Source organism: Burkholderia sp. BCC0044 (assembly GCF_902832955.1).
Classification (GTDB): Bacteria; Pseudomonadota; Gammaproteobacteria; order Burkholderiales; family Burkholderiaceae; genus Burkholderia.
Genome location: NZ_CADFDO010000001.1, coordinates 1 through 20884, shown reverse-complemented (window position 1 = coordinate 20884; position 20884 = coordinate 1). Strand labels below are relative to the sequence as shown.

At 57.8% G+C, this 20884-nt stretch carries 12 protein-coding genes and 1 tRNA gene; 10 read left to right on the top strand and 3 right to left on the bottom strand.

The genetic code is table 11. The features are described from left to right. Positions 1 to 221 precede the first annotated feature (221 nt). The 5 genes from HWX14_RS00065 (at position 222) to HWX14_RS00045 (ending at position 6387) form a co-directional block, all read left to right on the top strand. Complete coding sequence (locus HWX14_RS00065; RefSeq protein ID WP_175881062.1) at positions 222 to 2402, top strand: TonB-dependent siderophore receptor; 2181 nt, start codon at positions 222 to 224, stop codon at positions 2400 to 2402. A gap of 57 nt (positions 2403 to 2459) precedes the next feature. Continuing rightward, positions 2460 to 2550 (top strand) — tRNA-Ser (locus HWX14_RS00060). 188 nt (positions 2551 to 2738) lie between these two features. Further along, positions 2739 to 4133, top strand: coding sequence for a 3'-5' exonuclease (locus tag HWX14_RS00055; protein ID WP_175881061.1), 1395 nt, complete (start codon positions 2739 to 2741; stop codon positions 4131 to 4133). Continuing rightward, on the top strand, positions 4130 to 4792 hold the full coding sequence (locus HWX14_RS00050) for a DarT ssDNA thymidine ADP-ribosyltransferase family protein (RefSeq protein ID WP_175881060.1): 663 nt from the start codon (positions 4130 to 4132) through the stop codon (positions 4790 to 4792). Before HWX14_RS00055 ends, HWX14_RS00050 begins: the two co-directional genes overlap by 4 nt. Next, positions 4792 to 6387 (top strand): ADP-ribosylglycohydrolase family protein, encoded by a 1596-nt coding sequence (locus HWX14_RS00045; protein ID WP_175881059.1) that lies wholly within the window; start codon positions 4792 to 4794, stop codon positions 6385 to 6387. Before HWX14_RS00050 ends, HWX14_RS00045 begins: the two co-directional genes overlap by 1 nt. Before the next feature lie 85 nt (positions 6388 to 6472). On the opposite strand, the gene HWX14_RS00040 is transcribed toward HWX14_RS00045, so the two are convergent. Beyond that, positions 6473 to 7087: a recombinase family protein gene (locus tag HWX14_RS00040; RefSeq protein ID WP_175881058.1), complete on the bottom strand. Its 615-nt coding sequence runs from the start codon at positions 7085 to 7087 to the stop codon at positions 6473 to 6475. Between the two features lie 392 nt (positions 7088 to 7479). Here HWX14_RS00040 and HWX14_RS00035 point away from each other — a divergent pair, with 392 nt between their 5' ends. From HWX14_RS00035 to HWX14_RS00015, 5 genes are all read left to right on the top strand, one after another. Then, positions 7480 to 11148, top strand: coding sequence for an SIR2 family protein (locus HWX14_RS00035; protein WP_175881057.1), 3669 nt, complete (start codon positions 7480 to 7482; stop codon positions 11146 to 11148). Positions 11149 to 11601: 453 nt separating this feature from the next. Continuing rightward, a complete protein-coding gene (locus HWX14_RS00030) occupies positions 11602 to 14109 on the top strand; it encodes a type VI secretion system Vgr family protein (protein ID WP_175881056.1) in 2508 nt (835 codons plus the stop codon). 60 nt (positions 14110 to 14169) lie between these two features. Continuing rightward, entirely contained in the window at positions 14170 to 16917 is a 2748-nt protein-coding gene (locus tag HWX14_RS00025) for an SH3 domain-containing protein (RefSeq protein ID WP_244130149.1), read from the top strand. Between the two features lie 135 nt (positions 16918 to 17052). Further along, positions 17053 to 17628 (top strand): hypothetical protein, encoded by a 576-nt coding sequence (locus HWX14_RS00020; protein WP_244130148.1) that lies wholly within the window; start codon positions 17053 to 17055, stop codon positions 17626 to 17628. Further along, positions 17625 to 17876: a PAAR domain-containing protein gene (locus tag HWX14_RS00015; protein ID WP_175881054.1), complete on the top strand. Its 252-nt coding sequence runs from the start codon at positions 17625 to 17627 to the stop codon at positions 17874 to 17876. Before HWX14_RS00020 ends, HWX14_RS00015 begins: the two co-directional genes overlap by 4 nt. A 449-nt stretch (positions 17877 to 18325) precedes the next feature. Here the strand turns inward: HWX14_RS00015 and HWX14_RS00010 are convergent, their stop codons facing one another. Then, entirely contained in the window at positions 18326 to 20341 is a 2016-nt protein-coding gene (locus HWX14_RS00010; protein ID WP_175881053.1) for a sodium:solute symporter family protein, read from the bottom strand. 3 nt (positions 20342 to 20344) lie between these two features. After that, positions 20345 to 20689, bottom strand: coding sequence for a DUF4212 domain-containing protein (locus tag HWX14_RS00005; RefSeq protein WP_175881052.1), 345 nt, complete (start codon positions 20687 to 20689; stop codon positions 20345 to 20347). Between the last annotated feature and the right edge of the window lie 195 nt (positions 20690 to 20884).

Here is a 20884-nt window from a genome sequence, read left to right as displayed (position 1 = left end):
GTCGCGACACCCGCTCGGCGGTCGTGCGCCGTCGCCAGTGAACGGCACTCAGTTATCTCAAATAGTGGGCAAATTTCCCCCGTAAACGACAATGATTCTCGTTTACGCTAGACTCCGCCGCTCGATAAAAACACGTCCGCGACAGTACGGACGCGTCACGCCGCCCGGATTCCGACTTGCCGCCCTGGGACGGATCATCGACCACACCCGATTTGCGTCCCATGTCGACACTTTCGTTACCCGCCCGGCGTCTCACGCCGATTGCCTTCGGCATTGCGCTCGCCTGCGCCTTCCCGGCCGCCGCGCACGCGCAGCAGGCGACTTCCGTCGCCAACGCCGCGCCCGATGGCGCCGTGCTGCCGTCGATCAACGTGACCGGCGCGGCCGAGCCGCTGCCCGGCGATCTCGCGCCGACCTACGCCGGCGGCCAGGTCGCGCGCGGCGCGGATTTCGGCGTGCTCGGCCGGCAAAAGGCGAGCGACGTGCCGTTCAGCATGACCACCTACACGTCGAAACTGATCGAGGACCAGCAGGCGCGCACGCTCGCCGACGTGCTCGACAACGATCCCGCCGTGCGCAGCGCATCCGGCTACGGCAACTTCTCGCAGGTGTTCGTCATCCGCGGTTTCGAGCTTGCCGGCGACGACGTGTCGCTCAACGGCCTGTACGGCGTCACGCCGCGGCAGCTCGTTCAGACCGATGCGGTCGAGCGCGTCGACGTGTTCAAGGGCGCCAATGCATTCCTGAACGGGGCATCGCCGAACGGCTCGGCGGTCGGCGGCGGCGTGAACCTCCAACTGAAACGCGCGGACGACAAGCCGCTCACGCGCGTCACCGTCGACGGCGCCACGTCCGGTTCGCTCGGCACGCACGTCGACATCGGCCGCCGCTTCGGCAGCGAAGGCCAGTTCGGCGTGCGCGTGAACCAGTCGATCAGCGGCGGCGACACGGCCGTCGACGACGAGCGCCGCCGCAGCAACGTGACGGCGGTGTCGCTCGACTGGCGCGGCGACAAGCTGCGCCTGTCCGGCGACTTCCTGTATCAGCGACAGCGGATCGACAACGGCCGCCCGATCGTGCTCGTCAGCGGCAATCAGTTGCCCGCCGTGCCGTCCGCGACGCACAACTATGCGCAACCGTGGAGCTTCAGCGAGCTCGAGGACACGGTCGGGATCGTGCGCGCCGAGTACGACTTCCTGCCCGCGTGGACGGCCTACGTGTCGGCCGGCGCGCGCCATACGAACGAGCACGGCGACTACTACACGCCGACCTACTCGTCGTCCGGCACGACCGGCTCGCGCCTGAGCGTGCCACACAAGGAAGATGCGCAGTCGGCCGAGGCCGGCGTGCGCGGCCGCTTCACGACCGGCCCCGTGTCGCACTTCGTGACGGCCGGCGCGTCGTTCATCCGCGTCGACAGCCAGTCCGCGTACACGCTGTCGAACGCGTTCCCGACGACGCTCTACGATCCGGCACCGGTCGCGTCCCCGCCGACGGCCTACGCAGGCGGCGACATGAACGATCCGGGCACGGTCACGAAGAGCTGGCTGCGCAGCGTCGCGGTGTCCGATACGCTCGGCTTCCTCGACGACCGCGTGCTGTTCACGATCGGCGCACGCCGCCAGTCGATCTCGGTCGACAATTTCAGCTATACGGGCGCAGTCACGGGCGTCTACAGCGACGCGATCACGACGCCGGTCTTCGGTCTCGTCGTGAAGCCGTGGCGCAACGTGTCGATCTTCGCGAACCGCAGCGAAGCGCTCGCCCAGGGCGAGATCGCGCCGAACACCGCACGCAACGCAGGCCAGGCGCTGTCGCCGTACCGATCGAAGCAAGTCGAAGCCGGCATCCGCTACGACACCGACAAGGTCGGCGCGTCGCTTGCGCTGTTCCAGATCGAGAAGCCGATGGCGTACACCGATCCGGCGACGAACCTGTTCGGCGCCGACGGCACGCAACGGCACCGCGGCATCGAGACGGCCGTGTACGGCGAGCCGTGGAAAGGCGTGCGGCTGATCGCGGGTGCGACGTACCTCAACGCGACGCTGCAGAACACCGCGAGCGGCGCGAACGACGGGCACCGGCCGATCGGCGTGCCGTCGTTCCTGCTCAACGCGGGCGCCGAATACGACGTGCCGATGCTGAGCGGGCTCACGTTGACCGCGCGCTGGATCCATACCGGGCCGCAGTACCTGGACGTCGCGAACACGATGTCGATCCAGGCATGGGACCGCGTCGACCTCGGCGCGCGCTACGCGACGGAGGTGTTCGGCAAGAAGACGACGTTCCGCGCGACCGTGCGCAATGTCGCGAACAAGTCGTACTGGTCGTCGACGATCGGCGGATACCTGACGCAGGGCGATCCGCGCTCGGTGTGGCTGTCGATGACGACGGATTTCTGACGGGTTCGGAAGGGAGTGGCGGGCTGCCGCCAGAGTTTGCTATACTCTCGGTCTTCCGGAGAGATGGATGAGTGGTTTAAGTCGCACGCCTGGAAAGCGTGTATAGGTTAATCGCCTATCGGGGGTTCGAATCCCCCTCTCTCCGCCAGAGATACCGAAAAAGCCCCGCAAAATCAATGATTTGCGGGGCTTTTTGCTTTTCGACCCACGAAACGACTATCAAATAATAGCTGCCGGGTTGGCACCGCGAGAGCAAGGAGGATCATCTGGCTCACTTGGCGGTGTCGCAGTACGCTAATATTCGGGACACAATGAAGACGCCGAGAGACCAAGGCCGTGAAAAAACTAACAAACGTTACTCCATCTCCAGAACAGTTGACCATCATCCGGCGAGTGCGCCCGGGAGCCGAGGTGATTCGGGGAGCCGCAGGCAGCGGCAAGACGACTACAGCAGCCCTGAAGCTGCGCCTCATGCTGATGTATTTTTCCGCTCGGCGTACTCGCATGGAAAACGAGGAGCCTGTACGCGCACTCGTGCTCACGTTCAACAAGACCTTGCGCGGCTATGTTCAGCATGTCGTTGAAGAAAACATTCCTGCGGGAAAGTTCGAAGTTGTGGTCGACACATTTAGGCATTGGGCGTATGTCACATTGGGCCGGCCAAGCATTCACGATGAGTCAAGCCTTCACCGCTTAGCCCAGGCACACGCATTAGAGATTGGCCTTCCGTTCGATTTCCTGCTGAATGAATGCGTTTACCTTATGGGGCGCTTTCTTCCAGAGTCGATTGACGATTATCTAACTTGCCGGCGCGATGGTCGGGGAGCGACGCCTCGAGTTGAGCGTGCAACGCGAGAAGCGATACTGCGTCTGATCGTGCACCCCTACATGGAATGGAAGCAGCGTGAGGGTCTCATCGATTGGAATGATGCAGCCGTTCAATTGGCAACTGAACAACGTTACGGATACGACATCGTCATTGTCGACGAGTCTCAAGATTTCTCCGCAAACGAGTTGCGTGCCGTAATGTCGCAGGTCGCGGAGGAGCACGCTGTCTCCTTCATTATTGATACTGCTCAGCGCATATATGCCCGAGGATTCAACTGGGCGGAAGCAGGCATCGCGATTCGACCCGAGACGAGTCATCGCCTAAGTGTCAATTATCGAAATACCCCACAAATCGCCAGATTGGCCAGTGGCCTAATGCAGTGTGTTCAATTGGACGATGATGGGACACCACCGTCACTTCTCGACCCGCTCGCCGATGCAGCAACCCCAGTGCTCCTCAAGGGATACTTCAACGCGCAAGTTCGCTGGTGTATCAACTACATCAGGGAGCGTGTGAATTTGGTGAATGAGTCCGTCGCGTTTCTTCATCCGAAGGGCTGGTTTACCTATCTGAAAGAACGACTTGCAATTGCACAGTTAAATTATGTGGAAGTAACTGGCCAGCGGGACTGGCCCGAAGGTGATGCAAATATTGCGTTGTGCACCTTTCACTCAGCAAAGGGACTCGATTTCGATCACGTCATTATCATCGGACTCAGTTCAGAGGGATTGCCTGAAGGGCAGTTCGAAATGGGAGACGAGCGTTTCGAGACCGCTTGCCGACTGCTGGCGATGGCAATTGCACGAGCTCGAATCCAGGTTGTTCTTGGATACAAGCCAACGGAGGAGTCCGCCCTTTTGCAGCGCCTTGACCGTACAGCGTTCGTGGAGATTGAGGTATGACTTACGACACGATTGGCGCTAGTCTGGCTGAGCGGCGCATTACTGAGATTCTTCATTTCACAACGAGCAATGGATTTATCGGCACGATGACGACGGGGAGTCTCCTGTCTCATGCACGCCTGCCTTCGGAGAGTCGACTGGCACACATTCTGCAGATCAACTGCAAAGATCGAAGTAGAGACGCCGACTGGCATGGATACGTGAATCTATCGATCTCGCGGATCAACGGAAGCTTCTTCTCAATCGCACGTGATAGATGGCATGCGGCAAAAGATATCTATTGGTGCATCTTGAGCTTTGACCCAAGCATTGCGGAACATCCAGGCGTCGTGTTTTCAACTACCAACAATGCGTACCCCTACACGCTGCGCGCCCCCGACCTGGACGGGTTTGAGGCGCTATTTGCGCCCAAAATCCGTCAGTTCGCTGACAAATGGGTAGTACGAAGTCGGGAAATGTTAGCCAATCAGACTACTTGTCATCAAGCCGAGCTACTGTACCCTGATGCCGTTCCGTTGCAGTACTTGCGCAAGGTTTACTTTCCTTCGGGAGATATCGCCGACGAGGCTGCGGCGCAGTTAGGGGTTTGCGCTCCACTCCTAGTTGGAAGATTTGTTCTGGAGGTCAACCCTGCACTCTTCGGTGAGAGGCACATTTGATGGTAAATCGCGAAGATACAATTGTCGCATCGGCACTTTGGGCCGCATACGGCGATGCGGTGGGATTCCCCACCGAATTGGTTACATTGGCAGAATTTCGCAAGCGAACTGGTCAACACGAGATGACTGGCCCGATTGCTTGGGCGAGAAAAGTAGGCGGCTTGTTCGGTGCGAACGCTCGGTTCCCCCGGGGCGCATATTCGGACGACACGCAACTCCGCTTGTGTACTAGTCGTGCGATCCGTGGAGATGGTTTCTTTGACGTAGAAAGTTTTGCAAAGATTGAACTCCCGGTATGGCTGAACTACGCACTCGGGGCAGGCCGAGGATCGAAACTCGCCGCAGGCAACCTTGCCTTGCGTGATTCGACATGGTCGCAAAATTTCTACCGAGGACCTAAGAGCAATTATTGGGAAGGCGGTGGGAACGGTGCGGCGATGCGTGTGCAGCCGCATGTCTGGGCTGCAAAGAATTTCGATGCGTCGACGTTCATGCCGCCTGTAATTCGAGACGCGGTGTGTACTCACGGGCATCCACGCGCATTGGCGGGTGCAGCGATTCACGCACTTATGCTTGCTTATACGATCGACACCGGAGTTTTGCCAGCACCGACTCAGTGGGTGGACTTCGCGGAGGCTTGTGACATGGCGTTTGCGAGCCTGACAGAAGACGACGAACTAGCTCTTGTGTGGTGTCCGAACTGGGAGCGTTTTGCAGAAAGGTCTTTGGCTGCAGCATTTGCCGACGTAAAGTTGGAGTGGCAGACCAGTTGCGAACGGGCTGTTGTTTTGTGCGACGGCGCCCGCGACGAATACAAGGCCTACCGTGATGTACTTGAAGCACTCGGAGGATTCTCACCTGCTGAGCGCGGCTCGGGTCTAAAAACGCCCTTGTATGCGGCAGCACTTGCATGGCTGTTCCGTGATCGCAGTCCTGAGATCGGACTGCTAGCAGCGGCGAACACGTTCGGCAGTGACACCGACACGATCGCGACAATGGCGGGAGCGCTAATCGGCGCGGTGACGGGAGAAGCGCCGAAGGATGAGGTCCAAGATAGCGGCTATATTCGGTCAGAGGCGAAGAGACTCGCGCATATCGGTCAAGGTAAACGTGAAGCGAGTTTCAGTTATCCCGATACTCTGTCCTGGGTGGCGCCGAGAGCACAGCGAGACGCTTGGATTTCTTTCGAAGATGGTTTTGCTCTATCCGGTTTGGGACCAGTAGTGCCCTTCGGCGATACCTTTGTGCCTGAAAAGCAGGGGGAACTAGAATGGCAATGGTGTAGGACATCTTTCAACCAGACAATTCTGGCAAAACGCAAGCCTAATGCTCAGCGCGGTCCCGGGCGGAATCGGAATGAATCAAGCGCCGAAGCTAACGAACGACATGCACCTCGTCAGATGACATTTATGGATGAGAGCGAGAGCAAGCCTGAGTCGATTCACGAATTGACTAATCGTTGCATTCGCGAAGGATTCGATGCGACGTTGATTGGAGAGTGCTTGTTGGCCTTGTCGAACGGCCCTGATGGGGTCGAGAGAGCTATCGCTTTCTCTGCAATTATTGCTAAAGCGCGTCTCGCTCGTAACCGTTGAATTATTCGGGATCGCTTGAAAGAGCGACCCGGACGAAAGCTTGCGCGCACGCAGACAATATGCCCGCCCAGCTATTCTGTCCGAATTATGACTTATCCAGATGCATTATCGTGCTTTCTGCGCACGCGCGTTTAACAGTGGCGGTGCCAACCCCAAATTTCTCGGCGGTTTCCCGGATGCTCGCGCCATTCTCGCTTCGCCACTCACGGATTGCCTCATAGTCATGTGATCGGACGCGGCCCCTGTACTTCCCTTCCGTCTTCGCGATTGCTACACCCCGACGCTGCATCTCTGCGCGGTTTCGATAGTCGGCCTCCCCCTGCGCTGCCATGAACGCCAGCACAGCATCTCGCGTTGCTTTCGCGATAGGGTCTGTGGTGTTGCCATCAAAAGCCATCCCGTTGAGAGTACATTCGACGCGAACGCCGAGGTCCATTAGCCGACGCATGGTCCGGTGCAGTTCGTCGTAACGACGGCTGATCCGGTCAAGCCAGCGCACAATGAGAACGCCGCCGTGCCGCAGATCGTGTTCCGCTTTGCGCCACTGTTCCCGCTCGTCAGGGGCCACGTGGTAGCCGCTCACGCCCTCGTCAATGAAAACATCCTTGTCTTGCACGCCGTGGACTCTCGCGTCGTCGTACTGGCTCGCGGAGGACTGCCCGTCCGTGGTGGAAATCCGGCCATAGTAGAGTTTGCGCATAATTCAGATGGATCATTAGGATATGTGGATCAATTGTAGCATAGCTCAAATTGACGGTTGATCCTGTTGATCCAAGCGCCGGTGCTCGGGTCACTGGCTCGTTACGGTGTACCCAAGTGATCCAGATTCACGAGCAGTGTGCGCGTCGGTGTTTATGCGTGCTTCTCCCGTCGACTCTGCGAGTTGCGGTAGGCTATAGCATTCGATATCAGGCTTTGTTCGATGTCGTTTTCGACCAAACGGAGACTAAACTGAGGTTCCTTCCTGACGGGCCGTCGATCCCAAATGAGCTGCTAAGCATCAGGGATAAAGGCGATGTAGTATTTTTTTGTGGCGCTGGCGTTTCTATGCCAGTTGGCTTACCGAGTTTTTTCAAACTCACGAAGTGCGTCATGACGCGTCTGGGTGTTTCCCCAGCGTCAAAAATTGGCAAGCTCATGGCGCCTGCAATAGAGAAAAACGACCCGGACCTAGCGCCGCCGTTGGATCAAGTATTTGGCCTTCTTCAGAGAGAGTATTCCCGTCCAAGGGTCGAGCGGGAGGTCAATTGGCTATTGAAGATACCAAAGGCAGCAAGTCCGATTAAGCATGAAGCTATCCTTCGTCTCTCTGCTGATGCTTCCGGTACTCCGCTCGTAGTGACGACAAACTTCGATCTGATGTTTGAGCGGGCGAATAGACAGCTGCGTCGGTGGACGCCACCGTTGTTGCCACCGATGACAGCCATGGAGGTGCCGACGGGGATCGTTTATCTTCACGGCCGCTTGCGGCAGCAGAGTGACGATGGCCAGAATCTCGTGCTGAGTTCGGCCGACTTCGGTCGTGCGTATCTAGCAGACGGCTGGGCGACAACATTTATGCGTCAGTTGCTTGAGCAGCGTGTGGTTGTGCTATTGGGATATTCAGCAAGTGACCCCCCGGTTCGTTACCTCCTCGAAGGTTTGTCCGCAAGCAATTCCGCGAAATTGCGCACAATCTATGCATTCGACCGAGGGGAGCCGGAAACCGTGCGTGCGAAGTGGCACGAATTGGGCGTAACCGGTATAGCCTTTCGGCAGTTTGATGATTTATGGACAACGCTCGAAGCTTGGTCTGTTCGAGCAATCAACAAGGACTCGTGGACTGCAAGTGTTCTCGCGCATGCACGCACATCGCCACGGTCGTTACTTCCACATCAGCGTGGTCAGGTTGTTGCGTTGGTCGAAACTCGAGAAGGAGCAAAAGCGTTTGCTGACGCTGAGCCCCCACCTCCAGCAGAATGGCTGTGCGTTTTTGATAAATACTCGCGATATGGACGTCCAGAAAAGAACGGCTGGGCGAGTGATGCAGAAGAGATCAATCCGCACGTAGAGTTTGGACTGGATGACGATCCACCGCCTCCTCCATCGAATGGCCGGCCTACGGACATAGGCGGCGTTGATCTTATCGGAACATTGGCCACTGATGACGACGGTCAGAACTACACGCGGCTCGCTGGGATGCGATCCTCTCCGGCGGCCGTGGATTCGAAGCGTCTCTGGTGGTTTGTCCGTTGGTTTGAGCGAGTCGCAGAACAACCGGCCGCTATTTGGTGGGCTGCACGGCAGCGGAGTTTACATTCATCGCTTTTGGAAGCAGTGGATCGTCGATTGAATGGGCGTAATGGAGCCATTCCATCATTTGAAGGAGAATCGAGAAGTATTTGGGCGCTTCTATCCGAGTCGTTCACTGAGTTGCAGGAAGAAACAAGGGAGTTTTCATGGTATAGGCTTGCTGATCGAATTCGTGCCGAGGGCTGGTCTACTTCTGTACTTCGCAAACTCGAGAAAGTCGCACAACCACGACTTTCCGTGAAGGCTATGCTTGTCTCCCGCTCGCCCGCACCACCCTCGATAGATGAATCGGTGGATGTAGGGAGACTTGTTCAATTTGAGGTTGTAACTGCGCGGCGACATGGGGCCGATATTAACGTCCCGGATCATCTCGTGCCCACTGTTTTTCAGATTGTTCGACGAATATTGTTTCGTTCAATAGACCTTCTGAATGAAACCGTTGGATCATTAAATTATTTTAGGTTGCCCGCCATTGAACCAGACTCAAGACCTGGGGGACATATCCATCATCGTGAAGGCATTGAGGCCGATTTCTTCTGGGCGGTTGAGCTATTTCAGCGCTTGTGCGATCTTTCTCCGGCAGAGGCGCGTGATGAGGTGGAGGCATGGCCAAAATCAGATAGGTATTTTTTTGACAAATTAAAATTGCACTTTTGGCGAAATCGTATCGTATTTGATGGTAAGTGTGTTGAGCAAGGCATTATTAAACTGTCTGACGAGACGTTTTGGAATACATATTTGCGGCGGGAAGTGCTTCTGTTGCTCAGAGATCGATGGAGTGATATTCGGCCCAAAATTAGACGACACATAGAGCAGAGGTTCATCGATGGTCGGCAACCGTATGAGGGGGAAGCGTCGGAAGACTATAGGTTGAGGGTTATTTTTGATGCTGGCACGTCTTTAGGATGGCTAGAACGAAATAGCTGTGAATTATCACGATCGGCCAAAAATATTCTCAGTGATATCCGGGGAAATCCTGATTGGAGCGAGGATGCCGAGAAGTCAGCTGATCACGATTGGGATGGGAGAAGCGGTTGGGTTCAGCGAAAGACGGACCCAGAGAATTTGTTGCACCTGCCATTGGCCGAAATTGTCCCGCAGGCACTTAAATTGTCGAGGCGTGACAGTTCGGATTTTGTTGAACATGCACCGTTCGCTGGACTTGTGTCGAAGCGGCCAGTCCGAGCCCTCCGAGCCCTTTCATTGTATGAGCCAGAGGGCGACCATAGTGTATTTCTTTGGAAACAGTTGCTTTCCAATTGGCCAGATTCTGCGCCAAGACGAGCACTTCTAATTTGCGCGCACAAGCTTGCAGATGCTCCAGAAGATTTATTTTTTTGCATTCGCTTTGAAGCTACGTCATGGATTGAAAAATACTTGCCTCGCTTGCTCTCTTTCCGCGGAAACATCTTCTGGAGACTATGGGATCGAGTGTTCGATAAAATTGTTGCGCTCGGAAGTAAGGCAACAGGAAGTGCTATTCATGAAGTAAGGCGGGATGGGGAGGCGAAAGCTTTTACCAGATCGGTGGATTTTGCCATAAATTCACCTATAGGTCGCATGGTCGAGACGTTGTTTTCTACTTTGAGGGAGGGAAGCTATCAATCAAATGAGGGACTCGATGCCGAGCTGCTTGGAAGAGTCTACCGAGCACTTACATCCTCTGGGGATGGCGCACATCATGCCGCCACCTTGGTTGGCCGACGATTGAATTTCCTCTTTTATGTGGATAGTCGATGGGTAAAGCGTCGACTACTTCAATTTTTCTCTCGCCAGAACACACTATCAGACGCAGCATGGGCGGGTTTCATTTGGGAGGCGAATGTGCCTTCGGCTACGCTCTTTCGTTTATTGAAAGCTGATTTTGTAGCACTTTTCTCGGAATCTCAAGGCCCATTGTCAGACGCGGAACTTGAAAGAAATGCGGTGCATATGCTAATTGTTGCAAGATATTGGCGAACTAAAGATCGTCGATATATTAATGATGAAGAATGTCGTCGTATTCTACAAGGGCTCAGTGATTTGGGGCGGCAGTCCGCACTATGGATGGCTGGGCGAATCGTGGTGGATCAATCGGCATGGGAAACATTTGGAAAGTCGTTTTTTGCATCGACTTGGCCGCAGGAGGTCATATTTCAGACTGGCGCAATCACGGAAGGCATAATTCGCCCGGCTCATGAGTTGCCAAACCTCTTCAGCAATATTATAGAGACTGTGCGTGATTATCTTACCCAAATTGAACATCCGGATGTCGTGCTTCACAGCTTGCGGGAAAAAATGGCAGACAATCTGTCACTCTCTAGACGATGGCCAAAACAAGTGCTCTTCGTGATCGACAAAATTATCGAGCCGTCACCTAACTATCCCCCGATGGGTTTGCGGGAGTTGCTGGATGAAATTGTCGAGGCTGATCCGGCACTACGAACCTCAAAGTCGTGGAGAAGGTTGCATAATTTGTTGTCAGAATAAGCGTAGTCTATTAGTACCTCGTCTTTTCACTGAGGCGTGACATAGAAATCTCGTGATGGGGCCGTCAATCACTCTGATTTCTTATAATAAATGACACATTGAGTGGTTGACGACTTGACGATCGACAGGTCGACAGGTCGACAGGTCGACAGGCATTGATTTTGGGGTACGTTGCTGTGAAGGTCGGTATTCGACTCTGCGACGAGTTTCGGTGGATAGCGTCAAGAAGACAGTCAAGAATCGTCACGACGCCTTTATCGTGGCGAGCGGACTTTGGTATGATCTTTGGAGGCAACTTCCGCAATCACACTTTAGGTCGGCTGCGGCCTCTACGTGAAGGCGTAATTTAATATAGTAGTTTGTTATTTGTAATTTTTATGTAGCGCATACGCAGTCCCGACGTTAGATGTCTAGCTACGATCGGACGCGTTCTGCACAAAACGGGGTGACTGCATGGCCGGGGAAAGCTTGCTGAAGGTGCTGCGCGGCGGCTACGCGCAATTCGATCGCATCGTCAAACTTGACACTCCACTCGGCGACGATTGGCTCACGCCACTGTACGTCAAGATCAATGCGCGGCTCGGGCGCAATTTCGAGGTGACCGTCGACGCCTCATCCGTCATGGGCGACAAGATCAAGCTTAGCGCCCTGATGCTGCAACCCGTCACGCTCTGGATTCGGCAGACCGATGGCGGCTATCTACCGATCCATGGCTATGTGCAGCGGGCTCGCCGCCTTGGAAATGACGGAAGCGTTTCGTATTTTCAGCTTCAGTTCGCCTCGTGGCTAAGCTTCCTTAAACTCAGCAGCGATCGGCGCGACTGGCAGGAAGCCAGTGGCTGGCAAATTCTCACCGACGTATTCGACAAGCATCCCCAGGCCTCGGGCAATTATGGTCAGGAACTGCGCACGGCGATGCGCTCGTATTCGCACCGCGTGCAGTGGGAAACCGACTGGAATTTCGTGCACCGGAGCCTCGAGGAAGTCGGTGTGTTCCCGCGCTTCGATTTCGCGAAGGATGGCAAGTCGCACAAGGTCGTCATGATGGACGACCTCTATTTTGGGCCGTCGCTGCCGAATTCGGAGATGAAGTTCAGCCACGCGGGTACCGACGAGGATTTCGACGGACTTACCCAGTTGAGCGAACAGCAGGACGCCCAAAGTGCGACGCTGACGCTCGGCACCGTTGACTACAAGCGGCCAGACCTCGACAAACAGACCAGCACGCCAGCGGCTGACCTCGATGAATTACCCGGCCAGGGCGAAGAGTATCTCTATACCGGCTCACAGACGTGGGCCGAATCTGATGCTGGACAACAACAGGCCCGGATTCGAACCGAAGAATGGGCTTCGCGAGCAAAACGCTATTTCGCGATCGGCAGTCCCCGCTATGCACTGCCCGGCTACTGGTTCAAGGTGTCGGGACATCCCCTCTTCGATGCATTGCCTGAGGAGGAGCGCGAGTTGTCGATCATCGCGAGCGACTGGCTGATCCAAAATAACTTGCCCGGCATGGATGCGCTCACGCGATTCCCGCGCAGCCTGCGCAGCGAGATCGAACAGGTCAAGGCGGCCGGAACCGGTACGACCGTGAGCCACCGCGATGGCGGTATTGGATTTTTTCACGTCGAGATCGAAGCGCAACGCCGCAAGACGCCGTACCGCAGCCCGTTCGAGCACGAGAAGCCCGAGATGCACTTACAGACGGCGATCGTCGTGACGGACAGCGACGAGGAAATCCACACGGACGACGGCAATCGTGTGCGGGTCCGCACATCGAACAGTCGAAAGGATCGCAATACGAAGTCCACGTCGTGGATTCGCGCAGCGATGCCGGACGCAGGCTCGAAGCGCGGCGGTTACTTTCCGTTGCGCAAAGACGATCAGGTGCTCCTCGGGTTCGTCAATGGCGACTGCGACCGGCCGGTAATCATCTCGCGACTGCACGGTGGCGCGACGATGCCGGTGTGGCACACGCACGGCCTGCTGTCCGGCTTCCGTTCTCGCGAATACGGCGGTGATGGCTTCAACCAGCTCGTCATGGACGACGCTACCGGTCAGAACCGGGTCCACCTCTACTCGTCGAGCTACAGTTCTCACCTGCATTTGGGCTACCTGATCGAGCAATCCGATAACACGCGCGGCTCGTTCCTCGGCAACGGATTCGACTTGAAGTCTGGCGCGTACGGCGCGGTACGCGCCGAGCAGGGGCTCTACGTATCGACGCAGCCAGCCACCGCCCAGCCGCTGAACGTAACGGCCGCCACCGATCCGCTTGCCGGCGCGGAAGCCGTGCTCGAGACCGTGTCGAAGGCTAGTGAAACGAACCGCGCCGAAAGCCTCCAGGACGGTCAGGCCGCGCTGAAGTCGTACACCGACGCAACGCAGCGCACGGTCGCCGGTTCTGCCAGCGGCGGCCGTACTGCCGGTGGCGGCACGGGCAATGCGAACGGTTTTGCGAAGCCGGTGATGTTGCTGTCGAGTCCTGAAGGCATCGCCGCGTCGACGCAGCAATCGGTGCATATCACGGCGAACCAGCACGCGAACGTCGTTGCAGGCAAGAACGTCAACTTGGCCGCCGGTAAAGCGTTACTGGTCAGTGTGCTCGACAAGATCAGCCTGTTCGCGCAAAACCTCGGCATCAAGATTTTCGCGGCAAAGGGACCGGTAGACATTCAGGCGCAAAGCGGCTCGGCTTCGCTGGTCGGGCTGGAGGACGTGAAGATCGAAAGCGCGGACGGGCGCCTGATTCTGACGGCCGCGAAGGAAGTGTGGATCGGCGCGGGCGGCTCGTATATCAGCATCAAGGGCGGTTTGATCGAGAACGTGACGACCGGACAGATTCTGGAAAAATGCGGGAGTTGGGACAAGCCAAGTGGTGCGAGCGGGACGATTCGCGATCCATTGAAGGCGACGCCGGTATCGACCGACGGCGGCCGCGGCTCGCTTTTCTCCGGCTGATGCTAAGCCGGACAGCATCCGAGCAGCAAGAAAAACGAGAAACGAGAGATTCCGAGAAACATGAGCAATAGCCACCCTACCACGAAGCCAGCCGCGCCGGCCAAGCCTGCGACCGCCCCGAGTGCACCTGCGACAGCACCGTACACGCCTCTAAACTGGGCCTTTCCGTTTTCACCGGTCGGCAAAGATGACCCGACCAACCCGATGACCTATATGAAGGCGCTGGCAGCCGCCGAAGACGGGTTCTATCCACTGGGTGCGAATGGCATGTGGCACGGCGGCATCCACTTCGACCAGAACACGGCTGCGCAGTTGAAGCAAGGCGACGGCATCCGTGCGATCGCCGATGGCGAAGTCGTCGCGTACAGGCTCGACAGCAAGTATCCGGAACAGGACTACCAAGACGGCCGCCACGCGTTGTATTCGACGGGCTTCGTGCTCATCCGTCATCGGCTGAAACTGCCTCCGCCCCCACCTCCGCCCGCAAAGCCGGAGCCAGCCAAGAATGCTGCAGCCCAACCGGCAACGTCATCCACAGCGCCAGCAACGGCGACGCCAGCCCCAACGTCGAGCACGACACCACCCGGCAAGAACGAAACGCTCACGTTCTTCAGCCTGTACATGCACACGATGGACCACAATAGCTACCAGTCGGCGGCAGAACAGGCGAAAGTCGCTCAGGTCGACCGCTTCAAGCTGAACATGGGGCCAATGCCGTATTGGGAAGGCGATCGTTACTATCGGGTCGGCGACAAGGCGAAAGACAAGCAAGAGGTCCCGCTGCCAAAGGTGCCCGTGCCATCATTGCGTGACACGATCAATCGCGATGTACTCGGAGAGTTCATCCAGAGCGATTTCAAGAAGGTGCCCGAACCGGAAGAAGACACGAAAGACACAACACCGCTCCCACCCCCGGTCACCGGCCTCCGCATCCGTGAGCTGCCGAACGGCAAGAGCAAAATCCTCGGTATCTTGCCGCAAGGTACAGAGTTGACCGTCTCGGACACGGACGACCAAACAAAAGTGAACCCCGGCTGGGCGAAAATCAAGGCGATCAAGTCCGGCACTCCGGCTGCGGCCGTTGTCGGTCAGTCCGTATCGCCGCACGCGCCATACGGGTACGTCTTCCTCGGAGAACTTGATCCGATCGTCGATCCGAAACCGCTGGATACAGTCGTCGTGCTAAAGCAGCCTTATGCGGTGAAGGCTGGCGACATCATCGGCCAGTTCGGCCACTATCTGCGGTACCCGGACGCGAAGCTATTGCCAGCGAAGCCAACCCGGCCACTGCTGCACCTGGAAGTGTTCGCAGGCCCCGAACTCGAAGCATTCATCCAGAAGAGCCGCGAGCGGGCAAAGCAGTTACCTGCATCCAAAGCATTTCTAGAAATCTCGCCGGGTGCGCGGCTCGTAACCGACCTCCCAGAACCGGACCAGAAACTGCAGCCCGGTACCAAACTTGTACCTTTCGCCGCCGACGCAAAGGGCAAATGGGTCAAGATGCAACCGAAAACAGCCGCACCAGTACATGGTGGCCGACACACGAAGCCGGTATTCAACGACGCCGGTGCGCCCGTTTGGGTGGACAGCAGCCTCGCCAACACGACCACCACCGCGATCGTGCCGGGCTGGAAGGATTTCCCGCTGAGCTTCTCCAACGCCAAGGGGCCAGGCGCGGATTTCCGTGACGTGTTCCGGAGCGTCGACTTGGAGAAGAACGGTCCGGGGAGCATCGCGAAAGATGACAAGGGGCGTCACTGGTATTACGTGGAGATCGGTACCAAGGACGGTAGTACCCGCAACGGATGGGTGTGCGAGCAGGACCATCCGCTCGTGCGAATGTGCGGGCCGTGGGACTGGCCGGGCTTCGAACTGGTCGACAACAGCAGCATCATGCCGGTCGACATGCTCAAGCGGTACATCCACGTCGCCGAACAATTTCTGGCCGATGAAAGCAAAACCGAATTCGAGGCGAGCGCCGCAACGGTCAATGCGAGCCCGCTCATTACAAAGCTCGAGAAGGCGATTGACACGAATCACGACGGAAAGGTGACAGCGCAGGAGTTGAAGCACGCGCAGGAAACGCCGTGGATAGCAGAAGCCCTCTCCCACCTCGTCGTGCGGTGTGAAAGCGAATGGGGCGGTGGCCTGGGTAAGTGGGAAGCATTGTCGCCGTTGATGAAGAAGCTACTGTGGCTGTGGAAAACTGAGATCGAGCGGATCGGAAAATTGCAGTGGTGGGAGCAAGTCACCAGTGTCGACGGCTTCCCAAAGGAGCCCAGTCCGTGGCACTTCCATCCGATCGGGATTGTCGGCAATTTCATCGCAAAGCCTGTCACTGGCGAAAACAACTTCACCGAAGAAGACGCTAGGGACGCACTAAAATACATTTTCGACAAGTATGGACGTACCATAGCCGAGACGGTTGAGCGTATGTATCGGACGGAAACGAGACACTTCCAATCGAGTCAATATCGTCGATGCGGAACGGGCGGTATGGAAGTACATGGTCCCGCGCCGTACTATGGATGGACTCCCGATTTTTACAGCGAACCTCCGATTGGGACATGGGCAGCCTTTGAAGGTGCCGGTCTCAGCGGCGTAGGTGGAAATGCGCAAGTTACGAATCGAAAGAAGGTGTTCGTCGTAGTTTCGTCGGTACGCGTAGGCATGGAGTTCAAGGCCAAGTATATAGTGCACTACAACGGAAATTACGCACGATGGTTTTCAACCGACGCAAATGCACAAGCGGTTTACAGAAAAACACTCGAATCCATAACGCCACGAATCGTGAATTCATTTCAGTGATCCGACATGAGAATCGTTGATAAAATCGTAACACTCACCCTCCTTCTGTTGATTTCATGCGGCGTCCACGCCTCAGCTGATATCTGCAAAAGCGAATTAAGAGAGTTGGTCGTGCCTCCGCTTGAGCACGTTTCAATGAACAAGAAGGACATCCACGCTGATATTGAGGACGTGTCTGATGGGATCTATAGCGTCAGACTGTATGTTGCTGCGGATAGCCCCGACAATCTTGACAAGCAAGTGTCCATCGGCTGGGTGAATTTGGATACAAATTCGATGAAGGCGTTGGATGTGACACGAGACCCTGAACATCCAGACGTACTGAAGGTGAATGAGTCAAAATACCGAAAGTTCATTTCGGATTGTATTCACAAGCCATCGAAAGCAGCTTCGAACTGCGACGAACTCAATAAGCAGGCCTCGAAGCTTGCTATTGACATACCTCAATCGCAAAGCGGGATGGCAGTCGTTGGAAGCGGCCGCCTTCAGTTCTATTCAGCACCAGATTACACGTGTAAAACCCCAGGAGTTTTTATTTTGACTGGAGAATCCGTCGATGCGTACACTAGCTATCATGGATTCACGTTTGTGGCTTACCAAAATCCGAAGAAAACCAGCCCAGTTCGCGGCTGGGTAAGAAGTAACCGACTGCGATCCAACAGCCTTGGCACTGCCCCGCGGCAACCGGCTGTTAGCGAGACCACCAAATGATGAATCTCATCCGCATCGGTGACGACACCGATCACGGCGGCAAGGTTGAAACCGGCTCAAATACGATGCGTTTCGACGGCCGCTATGTCGCACGCAAGGGTGATCGCGTGTCGTGCCCGCAGCATCCTGACGTGTCGCCTAACCTCATCGAGGAAGGCGACACGTCGATGACGGACGGTGGCGTCCCGATCGCACGGCACGGCCATCGCGCTACGTGTGGCTGCCACGTGATCTCAAGTCTCCTGTGAGCCTGAGATCGAACCGTTGGCACTGTGTCGACAACCGTAATCGGACGTGTATCGAAATCTGCGCATCGCTGATGTGTAGCACCTAATACCCGGCACACTTTTTCCAGGCAAGGTTGTCGGGTAACACATGGTTTGTTATTGGTAACAAGTGACTGACCTTACCCCGCCGAGTACACCGTTCGTAATTTAGTCGACTCGCCGGTTTTCCGTTGATGCAGTTGCCGAAATTGGTCCGCGCCAGCGGGCATTTTCGTTTCCGGAGAGAAGCAAGCCGATCGTTCGTCTTGCGCGGGGGATTCGAAGGGATTCGCTTGCAAGCGAATCCGCGGCCCGCGCTTGTGTGGGCGAATCCCCCTCTCTCCGCCAGGATTTATAAAGCCCCCTGATTTCCCGAGAAACCAGGGGGCTTTTCATTTGGCACGCCGACACGCCATACACCGGCCCGCCCCTCACGGATGCCGAATGTAATCCACCAACGCCCGCGTATACTCATCCGGCCGCTTATCACACAGGCTCACCACGATCGCCACCGCGAACCCCGCCGGCACGCCGAACACGCCTGAGCTGATCGACTCGATCCCGAACCACGTACGCCCTACGAACCCCGTCAGCTGGGTGAAGAACGGATAAGTCGACACGATGTAATACACACACACCGCCAACCCCGTCACCATCCCGGCAATCGCGCCACGCGTCGTCGTGCGTTTCCAGAACACCCCCAGCACCAGCACCGGAAAGAAGCTCGACGCCGCCAGCGAAAACGCCGCCCCGACCAGAAACAGAATCTTCCCGGTATTGAGCGACGCGACATACGACGCGAACAGCGCCACCCCCAGCAGCAGCACCTTCGAGATCGTCACGCGCCGCTGGCTCGACGCATCGGGCGCGACCATGCAGTAATAGACGTCGTGCGACAGCGCGTTCGCGATCGTCAGCAGCAGCCCGTCCGCGGTCGACAGCGCCGCGGCCAGCGCACCGGCCGCGATCAGCCCCGACACCACGTACGGCAGCCCCGCGATCTCCGGCGCGGCCAGCACGACCATGTCCGGCTGCATCTGGATTTCCGACCAGTGAACGATGCCGTCGCGAATCACCTCGACGACGCTGATCAGGTCCGGCTCGAAGTGATGCCATTGCGTGACCCACGCCGGCAATTCGGCGAACGGCCGCCCGACGAGATTCGCGAGAATCTCGTACTTGATCAGCACCGCGAGCACCGGCACGCTCAGGTAGAACAGCGCGATGAAGAACAGCGTCCAGCCGACCGAACGCCGCGCCGACGCGACCGACGTGGTCGTGTTGTAGCGCGTCAGGATGTGCGGCAGGCTCGCGGTGCCGAGCGACAGGCACAGCAGCAGCGCGAGGAAATTCCGCTCACGCGGCTTGCGTTCGTCTTCGCTCGCGGCCGGAAACGGCTCGTGCATCGGCACGGGCGGCTCGGCGCGGGCGAGCAGGCCGTCACGCGCCTGCATCCATGCCACGCGCGCCGCCGCCGGATCGCGCGGAAAATCGGCCAGCTCGCGCTCGCGCTGGCTGATCTCGCGCAGCGGCCCGTTGTGGCGCCGCAGGTCCGCAAGCCGGTCGACGAGATGCCGGCGCGCCTCCGCATAGGACGCCGGCAACCGGTCGAGCCGCGTCTGGATTTCCGCGGCTTGCCGGCGGTACGCATCACGCACCTGCTGCTCGTCGCGCGCGTCGCGCACCTGCGCCTCGCGCGCCGCCACGCGCTCCATCAGCTTGCCGTAATTGAATTGCGGCACGGGGCCGAGCCCGTTCTTCATCGCGATCAGCGACACCGGAATCAGGATCGCGCTGATCAGGATGATGTACTGCGCGACCTGGGTCCACGTGACCGCACGCATTCCGCCGAGAAACGAGCACACGAGAATGCCCGCCAGCCCGCAGAAGATGCCGATCGCGAAATCGACGCCGATGAAGCGCGTCGCGATCAGGCCGATCCCCTGGATCTGCGCGACCAGATACACGAACGAACACAGGATCGCCGCGCCGGCCGCGAGCGCGCGCACGGCCGTACTCGAGAAGCGCGTACCGAGAAAATCAGGAATCGTGTAGCGCGCGAGCTTGCGCACATACGGCGCGAGCAGGAACGCGACGAGGCAGAACCCGCCCGTCCAGCCCATCACGTACGCGAGCGCGTCGTAACCGGTGGCATAGAGCGAGCCGGCCAGGCCGATGAACGACGCGGCTGACAGCCAGTCGGCCGCCGTCGCCATCCCGTTGAAGGCGGATGGCACGCGCCGCCCGGCCACGTAGTACTCGACGAGATCGGACGTGCGCGACAACAACCCGATCACCGCATACACGGCGATCGGCACGAACAGGAACACGTAGCCGATCCATACGCCCGAGCCCGTCGCGCGCTCGATCCGCCACATCAGCAGCACGAACCCGAGAAACCCGAGCGTGTAGAGCGCATACGCGCGTATCAGTCGATGCGTCAGCATGAATCAGCGCCCGCCGTTCGCATGGCCGGCGCGTGCCGCATGCTCGTCGTACGCGCGGCGCAGCGTGCGGTCCGCGCGTTGCATCAACCCGATGTAGACGACGATCAGCACGAGATACACGAGAATCGCGCCCTGCGCGCCGACATAGAACGGCAGGCTGAAGCCGGCGAAGCGGATGCCGGCGAGCGCCGGCCCGAAGAACGGCACGATGAACGACACCGCGAAGCCGATCACCATCAGCACCGCGATCAGCGCGACGTTGAAGCGCCAGTAGCGCGCATGCGCACGCGCGAGCGGCTCGGGAACGGAAGGTGGCGCGACAGGCGCCGAACGGGTCGGAACGGTCATGCCGTTATGTAGCAAAAAGCCCCTGCGCGGGCAATCGGGATTGCCGCGCAGGGGCTCGCACGCATGGCGCGCAACCGGCAGGCGATCAGCGCACTTCGGTGAGCTGCTCGAGGATGGCCGGATTCTCGAGCGTGGACGTGTCCTGCGTGATCGCCTCGCCCTTCGCGAGCGAGCGCAGCAGGCGCCGCATGATCT